Here is a 20,318-nt window from a genome sequence, read left to right as displayed (position 1 = left end):
CATCTACGTCAGCGGGACCTGATCAGTGCCGCGATCGCCGTAAACCCGAGCCGCTCTGCATTTTGCAGGGCGGTTCGGCCTTGGGGATCGCGGATGTCCGGGTTGGCTCCGGCCGCGAGGAGTTGCCGGACCACCTCCTGCTGCTTGGGGCCGCCGTTATTGAGCAGGATGGCTTCCTGCATGGCGGTCCAGCCCAGGTTGTTGACGTGGTCCACGGGCACACCGGCGGCGATGAGGATCCTCACTGTTTCCGTGTGTCCGTGTTCGCTCGCCGGGATCAGGGCGGTGCCGCCGTAGCGGTTGATGCTGCGCACGTCCGCCCCTGCTGCCAAGGTCAGCTCCAGGACCTCGTTGAAGCCCTCCGCTCCGGCGTAGAGGAACGCGGAGTCTTGGATGTCGTCCTTGGCGTTCACGTTTCCGCCGGCCGCTATCAGCTCCCTCACCTTCGCAACGTCGTTGGCCTTCGCGGCGAGGATCAGGAGTCGGTCGGTTTCCATTTGGGCCTCCGGTGTCAGTGTGGGCGGCACGGCAGCCGACGACGTCGGGCCGGGACCCGCGCTCGACGGCGCGGCTGAAGTGGGGGCTGCCTGAGTCGGCGCTTGGTCGGAAGGTGAGGCGCCGGAAGGTGAGGCGCCGGAAGGTGAGGCGGCCGCCGTCGAGCTCTGTGTAGTTGACGGCCCGGGCGACGACGGCGCGCACCCGGCCGCGAGCCCGACCAGCACCAACCCCGCCCCCACCACCCGAGTTTTTGTCCAGATATCGCCCTTAAGACGCTCCCATAAGGGCATCACGTGTACAAAAACTCGGGCGCGGGTGCGGGTGGTCATGGGTCGAGGCTACTTCGCCGCTGCGGCCAAGGCTTCTGCACCGGCGGTGGCGCAGGCCTCGTCGAGGGCACCGTCGGGAGCGCCGCCAACACCGATGCCGGCAACAGAAACGCCGTTGACCTTCAGCGGAACTCCACCGGCCAGGAACAGTGTGCCGGGGAGGTCGGCGATCGAGGGACCGTTGCCGTTGATGCGCTTGGCCAGCTCGCTCGTGGGAGCACCGAACGCGGCAGCCGTGTAGGCCTTCTGCTTGGCAGCTTCGATGGTGTGCTCGGCGGCGTTGTCACCGCGGAGGACCGCCTGGACGGTGCCGAAGCGGTCCACCAAGGCGACGGTAACGAATGGCAGCTTGTCCGCCTGGCACTTGGCCAGTGCGGCATTCACGGCTTTGCTGGAAGCGCCCACGGTGATGCGGTTCTGCGCCACGACGTTCTCGGGGGCAGGCTGCACATCCGCGGCAACCTTTGCAGGCGCGGCCTCAGGTGCCGCGACAGGTGCCACGGCGTTGGCCACAGCCGTGATTCCGCCGGTGAGCAACAGCGCTCCGGCAGCAGCGGCGGCAATCATCTTGTTGGACTTCTTCACGGGGGTTCTCCTTCGGGACTGCATGGACATTCCGGGTACACATCCATGCTTCCCGGACGGCCCCGTTGCCACATCGGCCCGAAGCAGGCCCCGGGCTCATCCTTTCCGCACGCTGTATCAGCCAAAAGGTGGAGAGACCAATAACCGCCCGGGACCTAGCATGGAAAGATCGCCCACCACAGCAAGAAGCCGCCACAGCCAGGAACGGAACCGGGAACAATCCATGCCAACTGCTCCTCCACAGCCAGGGCTCAGCAGCCGCTTCGACGGCCGCATCGATGCCGTGGTGCACGTGGGCTTCGCCGTGCTGATGGTGGCCTCCGGGGTCCGGTACGTCATGCGGCACTCCCCCGCGGACAACCTGTGGACGGTGGCTTTGGCGGCGGCAGTGTGCGGGCTCTACGCCGTCACCGCCCTCCTGGCACATCGACGCCCGGCCCGGGGCAGCCAGTGGATCCCGTGGATGATCGCCCTTGTGGCAGCGTGGGCCGCCCTGGTGATCGTGGCTCCGAGCTTTGCGTGGTGCTCGTTCGCCATCTTCTTCCGTGCGCGCAGGGCTTTCCGCGGCTGGGCCGGATACGCGGCCAGCAGCGTGACCGCAGCGGCCACCGCCGTCGGGCTCTTCCGGATGAGCGGCTGGACGGACGTTGCCATGCTGCTTGGCCCGCTCGCCGCGGGGGCCCTCCTGACCTTGATCTACGACAAGATCGAACGCGACCAGGAGCAGTTGGCCGCCACCGAACGGCAGGCCGGGATCGCCACCGAACGCGAGCGCGTCTCCCGGGAAATCCACGACACCGTGACCCAGGGCCTGGCAAGCAGCCTGCTTCTGCTGGAGGCGGCGCAGCGCTCCTGGCCGGATGGTTCGGCCCAGCGGGACGTTGCCAAGGCGTCCGGCCTGTTGAGGCGGAACCTCGCCGACACCCGCAGCCTGGTGCACGAACTTTCCGCGCCGGGTCTCGAATCAGGCCCGCTTCCGGAAGCCCTGCAGCACGCCGCGAGCCAATATGTGGATACCATCCAGGTCCACGTCACCGGCGATGAACGGCCGCTCCCCGCAGAGGTCCGCCATGCCCTGATCCGGGTGACCCAAAGCGCAGCGGCCAACATCAAGCTCCACGCGCACGCGGACCACTCCAGCGTGACGCTTGGGTACCTCCCGGAGTCGGTCACCTTGGACGTGTACGACGACGGACGCGGCTTTGATCCCGCAGCGGTACCTGCGCCGTCGGAAACCGGAGGGTACGGCCTGCGGGCCATGCGGCAACGGGTTGAGCAGCTGGGTGGAGAATTGTCAGTGGAGAGCTCGCCGGGTGAAGGCACCATCATCGCGGCGCAGCTGCCGCTCAGCCAGCCTGCCCGGTCGTCCAAGGAGGGCCTGTGACCGCCATTTCTGTTCTGCTCGTTGACGACCACACCGTGGTCCGGAGCGGACTCAAGGCCCTGTTGGGCACCCAGGCGGATATCGCCGTCGTCGGTGAAGCCTCCTCCGGCGAAGACGCTCTGGAAGCGGCCCGGGTGCACTCGCCGGCGGTTGTGCTGATGGATCTGGCCATGGGAGCCGGGATGGACGGCATCGAAGCCATCAAGCAGCTCCGGCAACGCAACCCGCAGCAAGCGGTGATCGTGTTCACCACCTACGACTCCGACGCCGACATCGTCCGCGCCGTGGACGCCGGAGCCATGGGGTACCTGCTCAAGGATGCCGCGCCGGAGGAAATCTTCGCAGCCGTCCGTGGTGCTGTGCAGGGCAAGAGCGTGATGAGTGCACCGGTCGCCTCACGGCTGTTCCAGCAAATGCGGAATCCGGATGACATCCTTACTCCGAGGGAAGCCGAGCTGCTCAGCCTGCTGACCGAGGGACTCAGCAACCGGGACCTCGGAAAACGCCTCTTCATCTCCGAGGCCACGGTCAAAACACACCTGGCACACATCTACGCCAAACTAGGTGTCGAGACGCGTGCAGCAGCCATCGCAACAGCCATCCGGCGCGAGGGGATGCGGTAAAGGCACACGGTTGGTTACGCTGACCATATGTCGGACACAACGGGTCGCAGAATGTTCACAACTCCAGGGACAGCTTTGTTGGTCCGGGGAGCCCTCGCCATCGTTTTCGGACTGCTGGTCCTGGTCTTGCCCAGCGCCACGGCGTTTGCAGTGGTGGTGGTGTTCGGCTTCTTCGCCATCATCGACGGCATCACCAGCGTGGCCCACTACTTCTACGACCCCGCCGGCCGCTCACGCTGGAGCGTTGTGGGTGGATTCATCTCCATCGCCGCCGGCATCCTGGCCATCGCCTGGCCCGGCATTACCGCTGCCGTCATTGGCGTGATCATCGGCCTGTGGGCCCTGGTACTGGGGATCTCGCAGATCATCCTGGCCCTTGCCGCCCGCAGCTTCATCCGCAGCTGGGGACTATGGCTGCTCACCGGCCTCATCACCACGGTGTTCGGAATTGTGGTCCTGGTCAATCCGGGCATCGGACTCCTGGGCCTCATGGGAATGCTCGCAGCCTTTGCCATCCTGACCGGCCTGCTCCTGATCGCTTCGGGCATCGGTCTCCGCAAGCTGGCCAACACCCAGCCGCTGTATGGCCACTAGCTTCGGCTCGGTAAAAAGCCGCAGGGGGATGCGCTCAGCCCCAAGTTCGGTAAGTTAGTGGCTGTGAAGATAGCTACCTGGAATGTGAACTCCCTCCGTGCCCGAGCCGACCGTGTTGAAGCGTGGCTTGAGCGCAGCGACTGCGATGTCCTGGCCATCCAGGAGACCAAGTGCAAGGACGAGAACTTCCCCTGGGAACTCTTTGAGCGCATGGGATACGAGGTAGCGCACTTCGGCGTGAACCAGTGGAACGGCGTGGCCATTGCCTCCCGTGTGGGCCTGGAAGACGTTGAGCGCACCTTCGTGGACCAGCCTGCCTTCGGCAAAGCCGGCAAGGACCCCGCCCAGGAAGCCCGCGCGATCGCTGCCACCTGCGGCGGAATTCGCGTTTGGAGCCTCTACGTTCCGAACGGCCGCTCCCTGGACGACGAACACATGCCCTACAAGATCAAGTGGCTCGAAGTCCTGCGGGACCAGGCCGCCGAATGGGTCAAGGCCGACCCCAACGCGCAGATCGCCCTCATGGGTGACTGGAACATCGCCCCGTTCGACGACGACGTCTGGGACATCCAGCTCTTCCGCGACAACAACTACACGCACGTCAGCGAACCCGAGCGGGCAGCGTTCCACGCGTTCGAAACCGCCGGATTTACCGACGTCGCACGTCCCTATACGCCGGGGCCGGGGGTCTACACGTACTGGGACTACACGCAGCTGCGGTTCCCCAAGAAGGAGGGCATGCGGATCGACTTCTGCCTGGCCTCCCCGGCACTGGCTTCCCGCGTCACGGGTGCGTCCATCGACCGCGAGGAACGCAAGGGGAAGGGCGCCTCGGATCACGCTCCCGTGATCGTGGAGCTCGCCGACTGAGCACTGCACCTGATGACTCATTGACGAAAGGGGTGGCTGGACATGGCGGGTAGTCTGTACCGGGGCCAGGCGGGACTGCCGTTCTCTTCGTCGCTGCGCATTTACGAGCCGCTTGAGGCGTTCCCTCCCGAGCAACAGCGCCAACTTGTGGCGGAGGGCAGCAAGGCAGGTTCCCGGGCCGCCGTCGAAAATGCGGAGCTCCAGGCCTCGCTGGGACGCATCACCCGCTCCGGCGGCGATCCGTTCCCCACCGGCCGCACCGATCTGGTCCGCATGACGCGGGTCCCCATGGGACGGCACGCCGCTCCCGGCAATGATGAGGACGACGCCGGACGGCTGCTTTACTGCCCCAGCCAACTGGTGATTCGGGCCGGCTTGGCGGCCAACGCGCTCATGGACGGAGTCCACAGTCCGCTGGCCGACCTGCTCATTCCGGTTTCGCAAAGGGACAAACACCAGATGCGGATCGACCGGATCAACGCCCGCGAAGACGCCAAACGCGTCCACACCCGGGCCTCAACCTGGGGTATCCCGTTCAGCTGGTTCTCGCTGTTTGCCGAATCGGACCGCAAAGACGTCGTCGAATCCGACGGCCGCATCCTGACGGTGCGGGTATGGACCCCACTGACTGAAGCCTTGGAAAGGGCCCGGTTTTCCGTGGCCCATCTGGCGCTGGCCGCTCCGGACCTGGACATGCTGGATGACCTGACGCAGCTCACTGAGTGGCTTGAGCTGTTCCACGTCCAGTCGATGGTGGAGCTCGATTACGGCGCCGTTGCAGACAAGGTGTACCCGGACGACTCCCCCATGGATGTCCGCTTGGGCATCGAGTGCCTGGCCGAAGGCGACATGACAGGCGCCGCGGCCGCGTACCGGCGCCTGGCTTCCCGCTGGATTCCCATCCGGCAGTTGGCGCGCGCTTCGTAGCTTCACGGTTTCCAGGTTCCCGCTTGTGCGGGCTCCTGCGTCCTTAGTTGGGGCTGTTGGTGAATTTCCCGTTCGGCGGCGCTGTAGTCTCGCGGACAATCAACTGGTGGGGAGCCACGGCGGAGTGCACCGCTCCGACGTTGCCGTCGAGTTCGTCCAACAGCATCTTGGTCGCAAGTTCGGCTTGGTTGTCCGGCCGCTGGCCGACAGTGGTCAGGCCCAGCGAGGACGAGAAATCGTGGTCATCGATACCGATCACGGAGAGGTCCTCCGGGACCCGCACCCCGTGGCGGCCGGCTTCAAAAATCACGCCCATCGCCATCTCATCGGAGGAACAGAAGATCGCGGTCGGTTTCCGGCCGGGCTGGCTCCACAGCCGGTTGAAGGCCTGCTGCCCGCTGGCGACGGTGAAGTCACCCCACTGGTCCCACTCAGGGCGGACTTCCAGCCCGGCGTCGGACATGACTTCCTGGAACGCCTGGATCCGCACCCGGGGGACGTCGAAGTTCAGATCCGTTTCGTCATCGCCGTGCAGCAGGGCAATGTCCTTGTGTCCCAGATCCAGCAGGTGCTTCACGGCGGTGGATGCGGCGTCGTAGTCATTGATGCCGATGTAAGGGCAGTCCTCAACGTGGCCACCCACCACCACCAACGGAATGTCGATCTTGTGGAGGTGCTCCAGTTCGTCCTCAGTCAAGGACATGCAGAGCACCAGCAGGGCGTCGATCTGCTTGTACACCATGGTGGAACTGAAGAGGCGTTCACGGTTGCTGCCGTGGCCACCGAGATTGAACAAGGACAAGTTGTATTTCCTTGAATGCAGCTCCCGGTCGGCACCTTCGATGGCTTTCGAAAAGAACCACCGGCTGACGAAAGGAGCCAGGACGCCTATGGTCCGGGTGCGGCCCGTCGCCAGCCCGGAGGCCGACGACGACGCCACATATCCCAATGAACTTGCTACTTCGAGGATCTTCTCGCGGGTTGCGGGAGATACCCGCGGCAGTCCCCGCACTGCACGGGAGACGGTCGCCGTCGAGACTCCCGCTGCTGCGGCAACGTCCTCGATGCTGACGCCGGTGTGGCCGCCGCGTTGGGACCGCTCGTTCGTCTTTGCCACTCAAGCCCCCTTTTTTGGTGCATGCCGAAAGCCGAGGGCTCGTTCCCGGACGGCACCTTCCAGCCTATTCCGCCTGCCTGCTGTTCGCCGATTTCGCACAAGTTATTGCGACGCCGGTCAGGTACTGGTGTTCTCCATGGGCCGCCTCAACCAATCCGCCGTGTCGTACGGCGCGGTAGCTTGCGCCGCAAGCGGAGCATTCCCCAGAGGGCGAGGACAACGGCCAGGAGCCCCAACGCCCAGCCGAGGGCGGGCTGGCCGGTGACCTCCATCGAGATGGTGGCCACCAGGAGCACCAGGCCCCAGAAGGCGAGGAACCCGATGATGATGTCGAAGTCCTCCGCGGACCGTACCCGCTTGGTGCCCGGGTCGGGCTTCGCTGCGGGGGACTCCCGACGTCGATTTCCGTAACTTGTCACTTGACAGCGCCTGCCGTAAGGCCGGCCACGATCTTGCGCTGGAAGATCAGCACAAGGACAACCAGCGGAATGGTCACCACGGTACCTGCGGCCATGACGGCTGTGTACGGTTCCTGGTGCGGCTGCGCACCGGCAAAGTACGCGATGGCTACCGTGACGGTCTTGGTGGCGTCATTCGACAACTGGCTTGCAATGAGGAATTCATTCCAGGAGGCAATGAACGCCAGGATCGCCGTGGTGAACGTTGCCGGGGCTGCCAGCGGAAGGATCACTTTCCGGAACGCCTGTCCCTGCGTGCAGCCATCGATCCTTGCGGCTTCTTCGAGTTCCCACGGCATCTCGCGGAAGAAGGAGGTCAGCGTGTAGACCGTGAGCGGGAGAACGAAGGAAATGTTCGGAATGATCAGCGCCTGGTAGGTGCCGAACCAGCCGATGTTGGTGAACAACTGGAACAGCGGGGTAACCAAGGCAACGCCGGGGAACATCGATGCGCCCAGGATGAAGCCGAGGACCACGAACTTGAACCGGAAATTCAACCGGGCCAGGGCGTAGGCCGCAAACACACCGACCAGCAACGCTACGACTGTCGTCACGGCGCCAACGATCAGGCTGTTCAACAGGTTGCGTCCGAAGTGGTTACCAAGGCTCTCGTCGAACACCGTCGCGAAGTTGTCCCACGTGAAGTGGGTGAAGAACGGCGTGGTGTCGAACGTGTATCCGACGTCGCGGAAAGCTGTGACCAGCATCCAGTAGAAGGGTGCCATGCACCAGACGAGGATGATGGCGGCGCTGATGTAGGTGCGCAGCGACCCCCAGTTGAAGGGCCGTTTGGGCCGTTCCACGGAGTCGGCGGAGGTCTTCGAAGCTGTGGCTGTGCTCATCTCACTTGGCCTTTCCGGAAGATGTGGCCGCGTCCACGGCATTCGCCCCGAGGAAGCGGACGAAGATAAACGCCACGAGGAAGATCACCAGGAATGTAATGGTCGATAGCGCCGCCGCTGTATTGAACCCTTGCCTGATTTGTTGGACAACAAGGATGGACAGCGTGGTGGTGCCGTTCGCGCCCTGGGTCATGATGGCGGGGAGATCGTACATGCGCAGTGCGTCGAGGACACGGAACAGGATGGCCACCATCAGCGCCGGCTTCACCAGCGGCAGGGTGATCAGGCGGAACCGCTGCCAGGTGGACGCGCCGTCAACCTTGGCGGCTTCGTAGACTTCGTCCGGAATCAGCTGCAGGCCCGCCAGGATCAGGAGGGCCATGAACGGCGTGGTCTTCCAGACGTCGGCAATGATGATTGCCCACTTGGCCGGCCATTCCGAGCCGGTCCACAGGATTTGGGTACCGAACAGCTTGTTGGCGATGCCTTCGAAGGCGAAGATGAAGAACCAGAGCTTGGCGGTAACGGCCGTCGGGATGGCCCACGGAACCAGGACGGCTGCGCGGATCAGGCTGCGTCCGCGGAAGGCGCGGGCCATGATGATTGCCATCCAGAAGCCAAGAACGGTCTCGAAGGCCACGGTAACCACCGTGAAGAAGAAGGTAGTGCCCATGGAGTCCCAGAACTGGGCTCCGAGTGTGCCCGGAGGGCAGGCCAGCGAGCCGCCGCCGGGGGCCGTGCATTGCTGCAGCAGCCAGTGCGTGTAGTTTTCAAAGCCGGCCGGGCCGCCCTCGGAGAAGAACCCCGTGGCCGGGTCGAGGCCGGAGTCCTTCTGGAAGGACATGATGATGGCGTTGAGCACCGGGTAGATGATGACGATCGCCAGCAGGATGAGCGACGGCGCCAGGAGGGTGTATGCCCAACGGCCCTGCGTAAGCTGCTTCCGGTCGGCGCTTTCGCGACTGGGCATCGTGTGTCCGGAAGCCGCCGTCGCGTCTGGTTTTTGTAGTTCTGTTGACATGTCAAGACTCCTGTCAGGGAGAAGGCCGTGGCCGGCAGTCCGGCTGCCCGCCCCTCAGGGACAGGCAGCCGGACTGTAGCCCGGGTGGTTACTTAGCTCCGGCCGACTCAATAGCCGCTTGCATGTCGGAGATTGCCGCATCCACGGTCTTCTCTCCCTTGAGGGCAGCGTAGGCGTTGTCCTGCACAGCCTTGGTGACGGCGGGGTAGAACGGCGTCACGGGACGCGGAACCGCGTTCTCGATGGACGTCTTCAGCACCGGGAGGTACGGCAGCTTGGTCACGAGTTCCTGATCGTCATACAGCTTGGTCAGGACCGGGGCCAGCGAACCCTGGGTAGCGTAGAAGCGCTGGGTTTCCTCGCTGGTGATGTACTTGATGAAGTCCGCAACAGTTGCCTTGTTCTTGGAGTAGACGCTCATGGCGATGTTGTGGCCACCAAGCGAGGAGGCACCGGGGCCGTCCTTGCCCGGGAGGGGTGCCATCTTGAACGTGTCCTTCACAGTGGAGGAACCGTCGGTCTTGGCCAGGTTGTACACGTACGGCCAGTTGCGGTGGAACAGCAGCTTGCCGGCTTCGAAGGCCTGGCGTCCCTGCTCTTCCTGGAAGGTGATTGCTTCGGTGGGGATGTTGCCATCCTTGTAGGCGTTCACCAGGTTGGTGAGGCCGGCCTTGGCTTCGCTGGAGTTCACGGCAGCCTTGCCGGAATCATCAACGATCTTGCCGCCTGCCGAGTTGATGGCTTCAGCAGCGTTGACCGTTAGGCCCTCATACTTCTGGAACTGGCCTGCGTAGCAGCCGATGTTGTTCTGCTTGGCGATCTCGCACATTCCCATCATCTCGTCCCAGGTCTTGGGCGGGTTGGGAACAAGGTCACCACGGTAGTAGAGGATGCCGCCATCCGAACTCTGGGGGGCTGCATAGAGGGTGTTGTTGTAGGTGGCGCTCTTGACGGTGGACTCGAGCATCCCGTCCGTGGAGATTGCGGTCTTGTCCTTGAGCGGCTGCAGCCAGCCCTTGGCAGCGAACTCAGCAACCCAGATGAGGTCGACGCTCATGACGTCGTAGTTGGCGTTCTTGGCCTGGAAGTTCTGGACCAGGTCATCGTGCTGCTGGTCGGCCTGGTCCGACTGCTCCTTGAACGTTACTTTCTCGTCCGGATGGGCGGCGTTCCACTTTTCGATGAGGGGCCGGACAACGTTGCTGTTGTCCTTGCCCTGGACGTAGGTGATCGGCCCGCGGCCGTCAAGGTTGTTGGCTGCGTCGCCGCTGGCACCTCCGGAACTGGTGCCGCCGCCACCCCCGCCGCCACCACAGGCGGTCAGGGACAGAGCCAGGACTCCGGCTACAGCTGCCGGAAGCAGGAACTTTTTGGATTTCATGCTGGGAACTCCTCGGTGAGTGGACCAGGTTTTTCCGCGGTGCGGTTGATGTGGTGAGGCTCACAATAGTCACGGGAGGAAGCAAAATGCAAGCGCTTACACGCGTCGTGACCACAACGATACAAAGTAGCCTGATTATTCACGCCCACCACCCTGGAAGCGGGGGCCCTTCCGCCGACATGGATGCGTTTTGGGATGGTCGCGGCCTTGAGTCGATTTGATTGCCTACTATTGCCTATGGAACAGTGGGAAGCGTGGATGAACTCGAAGCACTGCAGACCATTGGACGGCTCATCAAGGAAGAGCGTCTCGCGCAAGGTCTCAGTCAGGTGCAGCTGGCCAAACAAGCAGGAACCGCCATCAAGACAGTGCGGACACTGGAGTCGGGCACGCGACGCACGCAGGAAATCAACCAACGCAAACTCGAGCATGCCCTGGGTTGGCGTGCAGGATCGGTGTCCGAAGTCCTCAAGGGAAAATCGAACTTCGCACCGGACATGATCACGCCGGACGACATGCGCTCCGGGGACGACTCACGGCAAGGACCACCCCGCATTGCCGTTCCCGCGGCACCCGTCGCCCGGGCCTCACATCTTTCCGACGAGGAACTCCTCGCAGAGCTCACCTACCGGATGATGCACCGCAACAGGGGCTGAATGCCCTGTTCTTCGCCGGCGCTCCTTCAGTTCCGGCGCATCGGACGGTTGGCCAGTTGCTGCAGATATTCGTTGTAGGCGTCCAGCTCAGGGTCTCCGGCCACGGCGGACTTACGGGCAGCCGTGACCCACCCCCGGGCCTCGTCCCGCTGCCAGCGCACCAGAATGAACATGAGCAGCAGCACTCCCGGCAGTTCCCCGTATGACCAGGCCAAGCCTCCGGCCATGCCCTGGTCCGCCATGGGGTCGAGGCTCCAACTTGCCGGTGGGGTGGCGAAGAATTTAACCATCGGAGCCGTTGCCATCATGATGACCACGCCGAAAAAGGCGTGCAGCGGCATCTCGGCAAAGATGTCGAGCATGCGCCCGAAGTGCGTCTGCCGCGTGGGCAGCGGGTCTGCCGAGATCAGCGGCACCGTGAACAGGACGCCCGCAGCGAGGAACAGCAGTTCCAGCCCCACATGCCCGTACCAATTCGGCAGCAGCAGGTCCGCGAGGCCGGAAAAATAGACGCCGTAGAAGCTCAGCAGGAACAGGGGCACCATGAAAGCCGGGTGGATGGCCAATCTGCCCCAGCGTGAACGCAGCCCCCACATGGCCATCCTCAAGACGGGCCGCCCGAAGCGGCCATGAGGGGTTGCCCGCAACAGCAAGGTGCCCGGAGAGCCGATGACCAGCAGCGGAGGCACGGCCATCATCAGGGTCAGCTGTTGGAACATGAAGACGGAGAACATCCGCAGTCCGTAGCCCTCGATCCCGGCCCCCATCACAACGATAATGGCCACGCAGCCGAGCAGGAACGACGCCGTCCTGACCGGCGACCAGTGCCGGCCCTTGCGCCAGAGGCTGATGGCACCGGCGAGGTAGAACACCGCCGCCAGCAGTGTCATGGCTGGAATCAGCGGAACCGGCTGAAGGTTCGGCGCGAGGTACTCACCCAGCGAGGGCGGCAGCGAGGGAAGCCAGACGGGGCCCTCGATTCCAGGCTCGCCCATCTCAGCACGCCCACTTGGTGAACGCGCCGTGTACCGGGGTGCTGTTTAGCCGTTGCTGACCGCTTGGAGCCTGTCCTGGCCCGCGTGTCCGACGTGCGTGAGCCCGAGGTCGAGCAACATCCGCACATGCGAATCCGCCAGGGAGTAATACGCCATCCGGCCGGCCCGACGGACCTGCACTACACGCGGTCCGCGCAGCAGCCGCAGCGCATGGGAGACTCCTGATTCGCTCAGCCCGGTGGTGGCAGCAAGATCGCACACGCACATTTCCCCATCGAGGAGGGCAATGAGGATCCGCACCCGGCCCGGGTCCGAAAGCAGCCCGAAGATCACGGCCAGATCGTTCACGTCCGACTCGGCAGGCATCCGCGCCCTGACCTCCTCGACCCGGTCGGCGTCGACCACACGCACTGCACAATCGCTGCCGGCCCGACGGGGCGTCGCCTGCCGTGCCCGTGCTGTTCCAGTCATCCATCAAGACTACCCCTACCTGCGAATGCGTCGCATTTGTCTTGCCCTAAGGCGGCCGTCGAAAGGATGACGGACACAGAGTCCGGCCGTGCTTGGCGTGGCCACGAATTAACGTCTGAACAACTCTACATATATTCTGAAGAGGTGCCGGAATGCCTGGCACCTCCCGGCCCCGGGCTGAGGGACCGGGCCGGGGATCAGCACCTAGGAGCCATCGTGACTTTGAAAGCCGCACTTGCCGGAGGCAGCCCGGCCATTTCACCGGGACTGCGGTTTCTGATCGCCACTGGTGTGGCGGGTTTGATAGTGGATGGTGCTGCTGTCCTGCCCGCCATCCGGCAGGCCCGCGCATGAGCGGCCACGGGCACGATCACGCTTCCGAAGCATCGGTTCGGCGCAGCAAACTCATCACGGTCTTCGCCATCACCTTCACTGTGATGATTGCCGAAATCATCGGCTCCGCACTTACCGGGAGCCTGGCGCTGTTGGCGGATGCCGGGCACATGTTCACCGATTCCGCCGGGCTGTTGATAGCGCTCGTCGCCGCGTCGCTGGCCATGAAGCCCGCCACGCTGAAGCGGACCTGGGGCTATAAACGCGCCGAGATCATCGCCGCGGCCGGACAGGCGGCATTGCTGCTCGCCGTCGGCGGCTTCGTCATCGTCGAGGGCGTCCGCAGGCTCTTCGAACCACCCGAAATCGGCGGGTCCACGATGCTCTGGTTCGGCATCATTGGCCTGGCCGGCAACGCCGTAGGCCTGGTAATTCTGGCCTCCGGCCGGAACCACAACTTCAACATGAAGGCCGCCTTTCTTGAGGTCCTCAACGACGCCCTCGGATCGGTAGCGGTCATCACGGCGGCCATCGTCATAGCCGTCACCGGCTGGCTTCAGGCCGACGCCGTCGTGTCCTTGATCATCGGCGTCCTGATCATCCCGCGGACCCTGAAGCTGCTCCGCGACACCGTGAACGTGCTGATGGAATCCACTCCCGAAGGACTGGACCTGGCCAAGGTGCGCGACCACATCCTGGCTCTCCCGCACGTCATCGATGTTCACGACCTTCATGCTTCGCTTGTGGCCTCCGGAACTCCGGTGCTGTCGGCGCACGTTGCAGTGGAAGACAGCTGTATGACCGACGGCCACGCGGCCGGCATCCTCGCTCAGCTGCAGGCATGCCTCGCCCAGGACTTCGACATCAGCGTCGAACATTCCACCTTCCAGATCGAACCAGCATCCCACCGCGACCAGGAAAGCATCCACCACTGATGACGCACAGCAAAACACTGCCCCAGCCCATGGACAAGGCAAAGAAGGTCCGGGTATTCATCTGGGTCCTGCTGGCTGTCCTCGTCGCCGTTGGAGTGATCTGGTACACCGTATTTACGCTGAACAAACCCGCTCCGACAGAACCTACGCCTGCTGCTGAAGCCCAAGTGGTCCGTGACGACAGCCATCGAGTCACCTCACCGGCTGTCGAAAAGGCACAACTGGTGGAGTTCCTGGACTTCGAGTGCGAAGCCTGCCTCGCCGCGCAGCCGGTGGTCGAGGAACTGAAGAAGGAATTCGGAGACCGCGTCACCTTCGTCCACCGCTACTTCCCATTGCCGGCACACCGCAATTCGGCCACGGCAGCCCTCGCTGTAGAAGCAGCCGCCCAGCAGGGCAAATATGAGCAAATGTACGCAAAAATGTTCGAAACCCAGGCGCAGTGGGGCGAGAAGACGGAGTCCCAAGCACCCCTGTTCCGCACTTTCGCCGGGGAACTGGGCCTCGATCTGAGCGCGTACGACGCTGCTGTGGCGGACGACAAGACCAAGGAACGGATCAAGAAGGACATCGCTGACGGTACAACCCTGGGAGTGAAAGGAACACCGACGTTCTTCCTCAACGGTGAGATGCTCACCCTGGACACCGAGGCACAATTTCGTCAGCTCGTGGCCGATGCCGTGAAATAGCTGACCATCCGCCAAGCGGCCCGTTGTCATTGCCCCGGAGTGCCCCGGGCAGACGCCCGGGAGCGGCTTAGGCGCCTACCTGTCCCTGGCCGACCAGCAGAATTGCAGAACACTTCGATGAAGTTCTTTACAACGCGACGCCTGCGCATCCGCTTGGTGATTGCCGCCGTCGTCCTTTCCCCTGCGGTCGCAGCAGCTCCGGCGCAGGCACACGCCGCCGCGGAAGCGGTGTTTCCGGCCAGGGAGACCATCACCGTTCAAAACCCTGCCCAAGCCCGCACCGCGACACCATCGCCGACGCCCGAAGCGACTTCGCCGTCCAGCACCCCTGCCCCGGCGACTGAAACCACACCGGAACAGGTTAAGCCCAACGATGACAACGCTCCCCTGGCCGTAGGCATTGCTGCCGCGATCCTGGTTGTCGCCGCCCTTGTCCTCTACATCGCCCAAAAGCGCAGGGACAAGACATCCGGGGCATAGGCACCCGAAGCTGCCCGGGCATTAGTTTCCGGCTTGGCGCCTGACCATTTCATTGATCCAGGCCGGGGCGAACGGAGAAGTGCAGTTGGGTGGCGTTGGATAGTCCTTCAGCACTTCCAACCGCTCTCCGATTTCCAGGGCACGCGGACGGTACTCCGGGTGTTCAATCCCAATTTGCGCCAGACAGTTATTCATTGCCCACTGCAGGCGGTCCGGGGCGTCCTTCATTTCTGCTTCGATAATGTCCAGCAGTCTTCCGAGGTCCAGGCCTTCGGGGCGTTTGACCACACGCTCGGCGGTCAGTGCCCAGCCAGCACTGGACACCACAGGATCAGGGTCGGCAAACCATGCCACCCTCAAATCCTCAGCAAACGGGCTTTTCTTGATGACGTAATTGACGAACCAGTCATGTACTTTGGGTCGCTTGGCTTCCCGGAGCATGGCGTCGAGTTCGTTCTTTCCGAAGTCCTTGGGACGGCAGATCAGAAGTGACAGAAGACGCGCAGCGGTGTCGCCCGTGGACCACAGTTCGCGGGACAGATCCTGCTGGATTTTGAGCCTCTTGGCTACAGCACGAAGCTTGCTGAGATTCACCCCGTGATCGTCGCCGTGCTTCTCATTGACCTCGCGGGCCCGGGGATCCTCCAAGGCGGCAAGCTCCGCCAGGACCGCGTCCAGGGAAGATTCGGGCGCCATTGATCCTGCCACTGCTGTCTCCTGTCCTCCGATGGCAGAAACTACTGCTGCTTGCCGTCCTTGAACAGTCCGGCAATCTTAGCGCCGAGGTCCTTCACGTTTTCGGCTACGTCCCCGGCAATTTCCTTTGACTTCTCCGCGACGTCACCGGCCAATTCCTTGGCATTCTCTCCAACGTCACCGGAGAAGAACTCCTTCACGTTCTCTGCGGCTTCACCAGCGAATTCCTTGACATTCTCCACAGCGTCACCAGCCAATTCCTTGGCATTTTCAAAAGCGTCGCCTGCGGCGTTCTTCGCGTTCGATGCCCCGTCATTCACGGCGTCGGCTCCAGTGTTTTCCTCAGTCATGACGAACTCCTCTGTCGGGTTGTGGCTTTGCGCATCAAAGGAGGTTTCCCCCTCTGGCTTCAAACTATTTGCAGCAGCGGAATTCCGCAACGTCAGCGCACCCGTTCGGCTTTCGTGAATCTTGAGCGCGCCCCCGAAACCATGTGCACCAGCACCGGCGTCTTCTGTCCGATGACGAGGTCCAGTGCTTCGACCAGTTGTGAGACCTCCGCAGCCAGGAGGTGGGGTGCCACGCCCTGGCGCGGTTGGATGCGTATACGCAGACCCGGTTGCCCCTTGAACTCATAGGTTGCCACTGACACCCCGGCAAGGTCGGTTCTTTCCGTCAACGCAGCCCTCAGTGCCTGTTCGGCGACGCCACCGCCAATCCTGACTTCGCCGTCGATATTGCTGTCATCATCACTGGCGACCAGGAGGTTGGCCCGTCCTTTGCCCTGCTGTGACAGCCACGCAATCATGGCGACGATGACGGCCACCAGGACCACACCCGCAACAATCCACAACCAGCTCTCTTCGCGTCCGGGAAACCGCGTCTGCCGGAAGGCATTCTCAGCTCCGGCCCAGACGCCGGCAGCCCATCCATGCCACCAGGCGGCCACTGCAGGGACAGTCGCCAGCAGCAGGAGCAGAAGACCCACCGCCAGGAGTTTGATCCCGATGATAAAGAGCAAGACGCGGTTGAGTGCCCGGGGTGTTCCGTTCACGCCCCAATCACCCCCGACGACGCCAGGTTGACCCGGACCGTGGGCATGGGAACCGGCGACATCTCCTCAAGTTCAGCCTGCACAGCCGCGAGCACGGCGTCGTGGCTAACGCGGCTCCCGGATGTTGGCCGCACATTGACCACCACTGTCTGTCGGGAAACCACCACCATCACCTGCTCCTGGGTAACGTTCGCTGCCATCCGGGCACGACGGGCAAGTGCGGAGGCCAGGACTTCGTCGTCAACCACGACGGCGGTCCGCGGGTCCCGGAGCAGATGGCGGGCCCGCCTGCCAGGCAGCACTGCGTGGAACAGGAAGAACAGCCCCACCATGGCGACCACGGCACCGCTCGCTCCCAGCAGGAGGGGTGAAATGCCCTCAGGTAGGGCGATGATGCGTTCGGCAGCAGTGGTGGGATCAACCAGCCAAGGAGGCTGGCCGACCGCACGGACTCCGGCTTCCAGCAAGGCGTATACGCAGAGAATGATGACGAGCACCGCAGCAATGACGGCGGCGCCGGCCCGTGATGAATGGGTCTCGCGACGGAGGATACGGCTCATCGCCGGGTCCTCGCCCGCCACCGGCGCAGCGTCGTTGTCCAGGCCCACGGCCATGAACTTCCCGGTTTCCTGGTCCTGTGTCATTGAACGCGGCCTCCCTCCCTGACCTGGGCCCCACTGATCCTGATATCCACCCTGCTTAGCTGGGAACCACTGAGCCGGGTCACCGTCTCGAGGACTCTGGATTTGGCAGCTACGGTGCGGTCCCAGATGGAGCCACCGAAACCCTGGACACGCCTGGGATCCCGGAGTACTTCCGTCAAAGCCGGAACGCTGATGGGTGCGACAATCGACAAAGCCAGCAGGCCGTCGTCGTCCGCCCAATCCGCGCGGATGTCGCTGGCCTCAACGCCGAGCGCCTCGGCGGCAGCGGCGCGGGCCAGGGAAGTCAAAGCCTGGGTACTGATCCGGTTATGGCCGGCCAGGCTGGTGGTGGTGTACTCCACAGCCTCAGCCACGCTCATGACGAAGAGCGCCGGCCCGTAATGGCGTCAAGGACACTTCTAAGATCCAGTTTCCCTTCGGCGGCCCGCCCCAACAGCGCTCCGATTCCCATGAAAAGCAGTGAGATGAGGAAACCCCACAGCCCGAACGAGAACGACATGAACGCCACGAAGGCTCCGATCGCGATTCCCACTACGGTCATGCTCACTGGAGTGCCTCCCTTTCCACCACGACGGTCTTGGCCCCGGGCTGTTTTGCCGGCGGCGCGATGAAAACGTCGGTAATCTCTATGTTCACTTCGATCACCTGAAGGCCAACCAGTTCTTCGACAGCGCGGTACACCGCCGCCCGGACCTGATTGGCGACGCCATGCAAAGGATGGCCGTAGAGGGCAACCAAGGTGATGTCCACTGCCACTTGGGTTTCGCCCACCTCGGCGCGGACGCCCGCTGCGTGGTCTGAACTGCCGACAGCGTCACGGATCGCGCCAAGAGCGCGGGAAGGACCTGAACCAAGAGAGTAGACACCGGGCACTGTGCGGGCGGCGATACCTGCCACCTTCGCCACCGCGGCCTCGGAGATGATGGTGCGTCCGGTACCGGGAATCTCGCCCCCAGGCACAGGATCCGGCTGCACGTTCTGGACTTCCATGGAGCACTCCCCTTCTCTTGAGTACCACCCTAGCGTCTAGCTGCGACGCTTTGGAGACAAGGGGTGCGCGCGGCGGTGCCCTAGGAGCAGTTCTTCTCTGTCCACGTCTGGATGGGCTTCATGAGTTCCTCGAACTGGCCATCGCCGTACTTGCTGAAATCCGACCCCGCGGACTCAGTGAAGGCCCGCAGTTTCTCGAACGACGGCTTCAGCTCTTCCGGCACCTTGCCCTGCATTTTCGACAACTCATCCTTGGCCTTCTGGATGTCCTCAGCATTTCCGCCGGTCATGGCAGCCAGGGGGAGAATGGTGACGCTCAGCATGGTGGCGCTGACAGACAGGCAAGCCTCTGACATCGAGGTGAATTGGCCGTATACACCGTCGGTTCCTGCCGTGCCGTCCGGGCTGGGCGCGCTGGCGGAAGCGGAGCTTGAACCCACTTCCGCGGCGGGGGTTTCGGACGCCGCCGCCGGGGTGTTTTGAGCTGCCGGCGATGGTGAGGAGCAGGCGCTGAGCGTCAGCATTGCGACGAGACCGGCAGCTGCTGCCAGGCGGCCGGAAAAGGACAGGCGTGAACGTTCGATGGCGACCATGAATTCCCCCAAAAAGATGCGTGCGATGACAAGCTGGCAGGCCAAGAATACTTCGGCCATCGCCCCGAGGCCAGAGACGAGTTATCCACAAGGCCCGTTTCCAGACTGGGAGGCGACTGGGAACCCTGCCTAGACTGGCCGACACATCACCTGAAACAGCTGCTGGGGAGCTTCGCCATGCCACGCCTTACGTATGCCGCTTTGTTGCCTCTCCGTGCGCGAACGGCGGCAATCGTCGTTGTCGCCGCGGTGCTTCTCAGCGGCTGCCAGGGCGGGTCACCCATTGCGGGCAACTCGGAAACACACACGACGACGGCGTCGCCCACCTCAAGTGTTTCGTCGCCTGTTGCTTCGGCTGCTCCGCCTTCGTCGGGTGCGTACAAGCCGGCGGATGCTAGCGGGAAGGCGCAGAACGTGCCGGTTCCTGTGATGCCTGATCTGGCGAAGGAGAACTCCAAGGCGGGGCTGGAGGCGTTTATTGGGTACTGGTACGCGACGTACTCTTATGCCACTGAGACCGGTGACCTGGGTCAATGGAGTCTGGCAACTGATACGACTACGGAGTCCGGAGCAGCTTATAAGAAGGCCATCGATGCAAACTACGCCAGCGGGAGCTGGCTGGTGGGAGGGCGGATTTCCGTACCTCGGATTGAGGTACTTTGGCAGCCGGGAGCTGGCTCCCAAGTTGCCAAAGTGCAGGTTATCCAGGAGGAAATAGGTTATCTGGACGCAAATGCAACTGTCAGACAGCGGACCTCGGAAGCATCAAACACAGCTGAGGCCGTAAAAGTCACCTTCAGAAACGGCGCTTGGCAAGTAATCGATAACGGCCTGATCTTGGGCTCATGACGCGAATCCATCGATGCGCTGCGGCCATACTCCTTCTCGGCATCGGGCTGTTTGTCCCGATTTGCCCTACGGCCGCGGTAGCGGCAGATGAGCCGGAAATCCGGGCGAATAGAGGCGAAACGGGGATGACCTTGAGCGCCCACTACATACTTGATGGCAAAACGGGAGCACCCACAGCCGAGCTTGGTAATGATGCCGACGAGGACCCCTACCAATATAAGCCGGACTTTCGCTGCACTCTCGGCGGCCCCGGCGCACGCGAAATGGGCTGCCTGACCCTTGA

28 protein-coding genes are annotated in these 20,318 nt (G+C 63.2%); 11 read left to right on the top strand and 17 right to left on the bottom strand.

Going from position 1 to position 20,318, the window contains the following annotated elements:
• Positions 1-8: 8 nt before the first annotated feature.
• Positions 9-788, bottom strand: coding sequence for an ankyrin repeat domain-containing protein (locus PV760_RS16195; RefSeq protein ID WP_354628272.1), 780 nt, complete (start codon positions 786-788; stop codon positions 9-11).
• Positions 789-836: 48 nt separating this feature from the next.
• Positions 837-1,412 carry a GlcG/HbpS family heme-binding protein gene (locus tag PV760_RS16190; protein WP_179128474.1) on the bottom strand — a complete coding sequence of 192 codons (576 nt, stop codon included), beginning with the start codon at positions 1,410-1,412 and terminating at the stop codon, positions 837-839.
• 223 nt (positions 1,413-1,635) lie between these two features.
• Between PV760_RS16190 and PV760_RS16185 the strand changes: the two genes are divergently transcribed.
• The 5 genes from PV760_RS16185 to PV760_RS16165 all read left to right on the top strand — a co-directional run bounded on the left by PV760_RS16185 (position 1,636) and on the right by PV760_RS16165 (position 5,810).
• Positions 1,636-2,796, top strand: coding sequence for a sensor histidine kinase (locus PV760_RS16185; protein ID WP_354628247.1), 1,161 nt, complete (start codon positions 1,636-1,638; stop codon positions 2,794-2,796).
• Positions 2,793-3,419 (top strand): response regulator, encoded by a 627-nt coding sequence (locus PV760_RS16180; RefSeq protein WP_018779520.1) that lies wholly within the window; start codon positions 2,793-2,795, stop codon positions 3,417-3,419. The genes PV760_RS16185 and PV760_RS16180 overlap by 4 nt, the downstream gene beginning before the upstream one ends.
• Before the next feature lie 27 nt (positions 3,420-3,446).
• Positions 3,447-4,013, top strand: a complete 567-nt coding sequence (locus PV760_RS16175; RefSeq protein WP_354628246.1) for an HdeD family acid-resistance protein — start codon at positions 3,447-3,449, stop codon at positions 4,011-4,013.
• Positions 4,014-4,076: 63 nt separating this feature from the next.
• Positions 4,077-4,883 carry an exodeoxyribonuclease III gene (locus PV760_RS16170; protein WP_026267418.1) on the top strand — a complete coding sequence of 269 codons (807 nt, stop codon included), beginning with the start codon at positions 4,077-4,079 and terminating at the stop codon, positions 4,881-4,883.
• Between the two features lie 42 nt (positions 4,884-4,925).
• Complete coding sequence (locus tag PV760_RS16165; RefSeq protein WP_018779523.1) at positions 4,926-5,810, top strand: DUF8083 family protein; 885 nt, start codon at positions 4,926-4,928, stop codon at positions 5,808-5,810.
• A 43-nt stretch (positions 5,811-5,853) separates the two neighbouring features.
• Here PV760_RS16165 and PV760_RS16160 read toward each other — a convergent pair whose 3' ends face one another.
• The 5 genes from PV760_RS16160 to PV760_RS16140 form a co-directional block, all read right to left on the bottom strand.
• Positions 5,854-6,927 (bottom strand): LacI family DNA-binding transcriptional regulator, encoded by a 1,074-nt coding sequence (locus PV760_RS16160; protein ID WP_018779524.1) that lies wholly within the window; start codon positions 6,925-6,927, stop codon positions 5,854-5,856.
• Positions 6,928-7,073: 146 nt separating this feature from the next.
• A complete protein-coding gene (locus tag PV760_RS16155; RefSeq protein ID WP_018779525.1) occupies positions 7,074-7,346 on the bottom strand; it encodes a hypothetical protein in 273 nt (90 codons plus the stop codon).
• Positions 7,343-8,227: a carbohydrate ABC transporter permease gene (locus tag PV760_RS16150; protein ID WP_018779526.1), complete on the bottom strand. Its 885-nt coding sequence runs from the start codon at positions 8,225-8,227 to the stop codon at positions 7,343-7,345. The genes PV760_RS16155 and PV760_RS16150 overlap by 4 nt, the downstream gene beginning before the upstream one ends.
• A gap of 1 nt (position 8,228) precedes the next feature.
• Positions 8,229-9,248: a carbohydrate ABC transporter permease gene (locus PV760_RS16145; protein ID WP_026267419.1), complete on the bottom strand. Its 1,020-nt coding sequence runs from the start codon at positions 9,246-9,248 to the stop codon at positions 8,229-8,231.
• Positions 9,249-9,336: 88 nt separating this feature from the next.
• Entirely contained in the window at positions 9,337-10,629 is a 1,293-nt protein-coding gene (locus tag PV760_RS16140; RefSeq protein WP_018779528.1) for an ABC transporter substrate-binding protein, read from the bottom strand.
• A gap of 254 nt (positions 10,630-10,883) precedes the next feature.
• On the opposite strand from PV760_RS16140, the gene PV760_RS16135 reads away from it, so the two are divergent.
• Positions 10,884-11,285, top strand: a complete 402-nt coding sequence (locus PV760_RS16135) for a helix-turn-helix domain-containing protein (protein ID WP_026267420.1) — start codon at positions 10,884-10,886, stop codon at positions 11,283-11,285.
• 26 nt (positions 11,286-11,311) lie between these two features.
• On the opposite strand, the gene PV760_RS16130 is transcribed toward PV760_RS16135, so the two are convergent.
• The gene (locus tag PV760_RS16130; RefSeq protein ID WP_354628245.1) at positions 11,312-12,280 is read right to left on the bottom strand and encodes a cytochrome c oxidase assembly protein; all 969 of its coding nucleotides are present in this window, start codon (positions 12,278-12,280) and stop codon (positions 11,312-11,314) included.
• A gap of 45 nt (positions 12,281-12,325) precedes the next feature.
• Positions 12,326-12,751: an ArsR/SmtB family transcription factor gene (locus PV760_RS16125; protein ID WP_035734213.1), complete on the bottom strand. Its 426-nt coding sequence runs from the start codon at positions 12,749-12,751 to the stop codon at positions 12,326-12,328.
• A 216-nt stretch (positions 12,752-12,967) separates the two neighbouring features.
• On the opposite strand from PV760_RS16125, the gene PV760_RS16120 reads away from it, so the two are divergent.
• From PV760_RS16120 to PV760_RS16105, 4 genes are all read left to right on the top strand, one after another.
• Positions 12,968-13,105, top strand: coding sequence for a hypothetical protein (locus PV760_RS16120; protein ID WP_354628244.1), 138 nt, complete (start codon positions 12,968-12,970; stop codon positions 13,103-13,105).
• A complete protein-coding gene (locus PV760_RS16115) occupies positions 13,102-14,019 on the top strand; it encodes a cation diffusion facilitator family transporter (protein WP_354628243.1) in 918 nt (305 codons plus the stop codon). The genes PV760_RS16120 and PV760_RS16115 overlap by 4 nt, the downstream gene beginning before the upstream one ends.
• A complete protein-coding gene (locus tag PV760_RS16110; RefSeq protein ID WP_018779534.1) occupies positions 14,019-14,708 on the top strand; it encodes a DsbA family protein in 690 nt (229 codons plus the stop codon). Before PV760_RS16115 ends, PV760_RS16110 begins: the two co-directional genes overlap by 1 nt.
• Before the next feature lie 117 nt (positions 14,709-14,825).
• Positions 14,826-15,188 (top strand): hypothetical protein, encoded by a 363-nt coding sequence (locus tag PV760_RS16105; RefSeq protein ID WP_055973886.1) that lies wholly within the window; start codon positions 14,826-14,828, stop codon positions 15,186-15,188.
• 21 nt (positions 15,189-15,209) lie between these two features.
• Here the strand turns inward: PV760_RS16105 and PV760_RS16100 are convergent, their stop codons facing one another.
• The 8 genes from PV760_RS16100 to PV760_RS16065 form a co-directional block, all read right to left on the bottom strand.
• Entirely contained in the window at positions 15,210-15,884 is a 675-nt protein-coding gene (locus PV760_RS16100) for a DNA alkylation repair protein (RefSeq protein ID WP_156369787.1), read from the bottom strand.
• Between the two features lie 41 nt (positions 15,885-15,925).
• Complete coding sequence (locus PV760_RS16095) at positions 15,926-16,234, bottom strand: hypothetical protein (RefSeq protein ID WP_354628242.1); 309 nt, start codon at positions 16,232-16,234, stop codon at positions 15,926-15,928.
• Between the two features lie 92 nt (positions 16,235-16,326).
• The gene (locus tag PV760_RS16090) at positions 16,327-16,938 is read right to left on the bottom strand and encodes a hypothetical protein (protein ID WP_354628241.1); all 612 of its coding nucleotides are present in this window, start codon (positions 16,936-16,938) and stop codon (positions 16,327-16,329) included.
• On the bottom strand, positions 16,935-17,582 hold the full coding sequence (locus tag PV760_RS16085) for a DUF6286 domain-containing protein (protein ID WP_354628240.1): 648 nt from the start codon (positions 17,580-17,582) through the stop codon (positions 16,935-16,937). Before PV760_RS16085 ends, PV760_RS16090 begins: the two co-directional genes overlap by 4 nt.
• A complete protein-coding gene (locus PV760_RS16080) occupies positions 17,579-17,962 on the bottom strand; it encodes a hypothetical protein (RefSeq protein ID WP_018779540.1) in 384 nt (127 codons plus the stop codon). The genes PV760_RS16085 and PV760_RS16080 overlap by 4 nt, the downstream gene beginning before the upstream one ends.
• Positions 17,959-18,150: a DUF2273 domain-containing protein gene (locus PV760_RS16075; RefSeq protein WP_018779541.1), complete on the bottom strand. Its 192-nt coding sequence runs from the start codon at positions 18,148-18,150 to the stop codon at positions 17,959-17,961. The genes PV760_RS16080 and PV760_RS16075 overlap by 4 nt, the downstream gene beginning before the upstream one ends.
• Positions 18,147-18,593, bottom strand: a complete 447-nt coding sequence (locus tag PV760_RS16070) for an Asp23/Gls24 family envelope stress response protein (RefSeq protein ID WP_018779542.1) — start codon at positions 18,591-18,593, stop codon at positions 18,147-18,149. The genes PV760_RS16075 and PV760_RS16070 overlap by 4 nt, the downstream gene beginning before the upstream one ends.
• 80 nt (positions 18,594-18,673) lie before the next feature.
• Positions 18,674-19,246: a hypothetical protein gene (locus PV760_RS16065; RefSeq protein ID WP_354628239.1), complete on the bottom strand. Its 573-nt coding sequence runs from the start codon at positions 19,244-19,246 to the stop codon at positions 18,674-18,676.
• A 117-nt stretch (positions 19,247-19,363) separates the two neighbouring features.
• On the opposite strand from PV760_RS16065, the gene PV760_RS16060 reads away from it, so the two are divergent.
• Entirely contained in the window at positions 19,364-20,035 is a 672-nt protein-coding gene (locus tag PV760_RS16060) for a DUF6318 family protein (RefSeq protein WP_354628238.1), read from the top strand.
• Positions 20,036-20,318: the final 283 nt, after the last annotated feature.

Source organism: Paenarthrobacter sp. CC6 (assembly GCF_040560085.1).
Taxonomy (GTDB): Bacteria; Actinomycetota; Actinomycetes; order Actinomycetales; family Micrococcaceae; genus Arthrobacter; species Arthrobacter nicotinovorans.
This window is presented reverse-complemented; position numbering and strand designations above follow the sequence as displayed.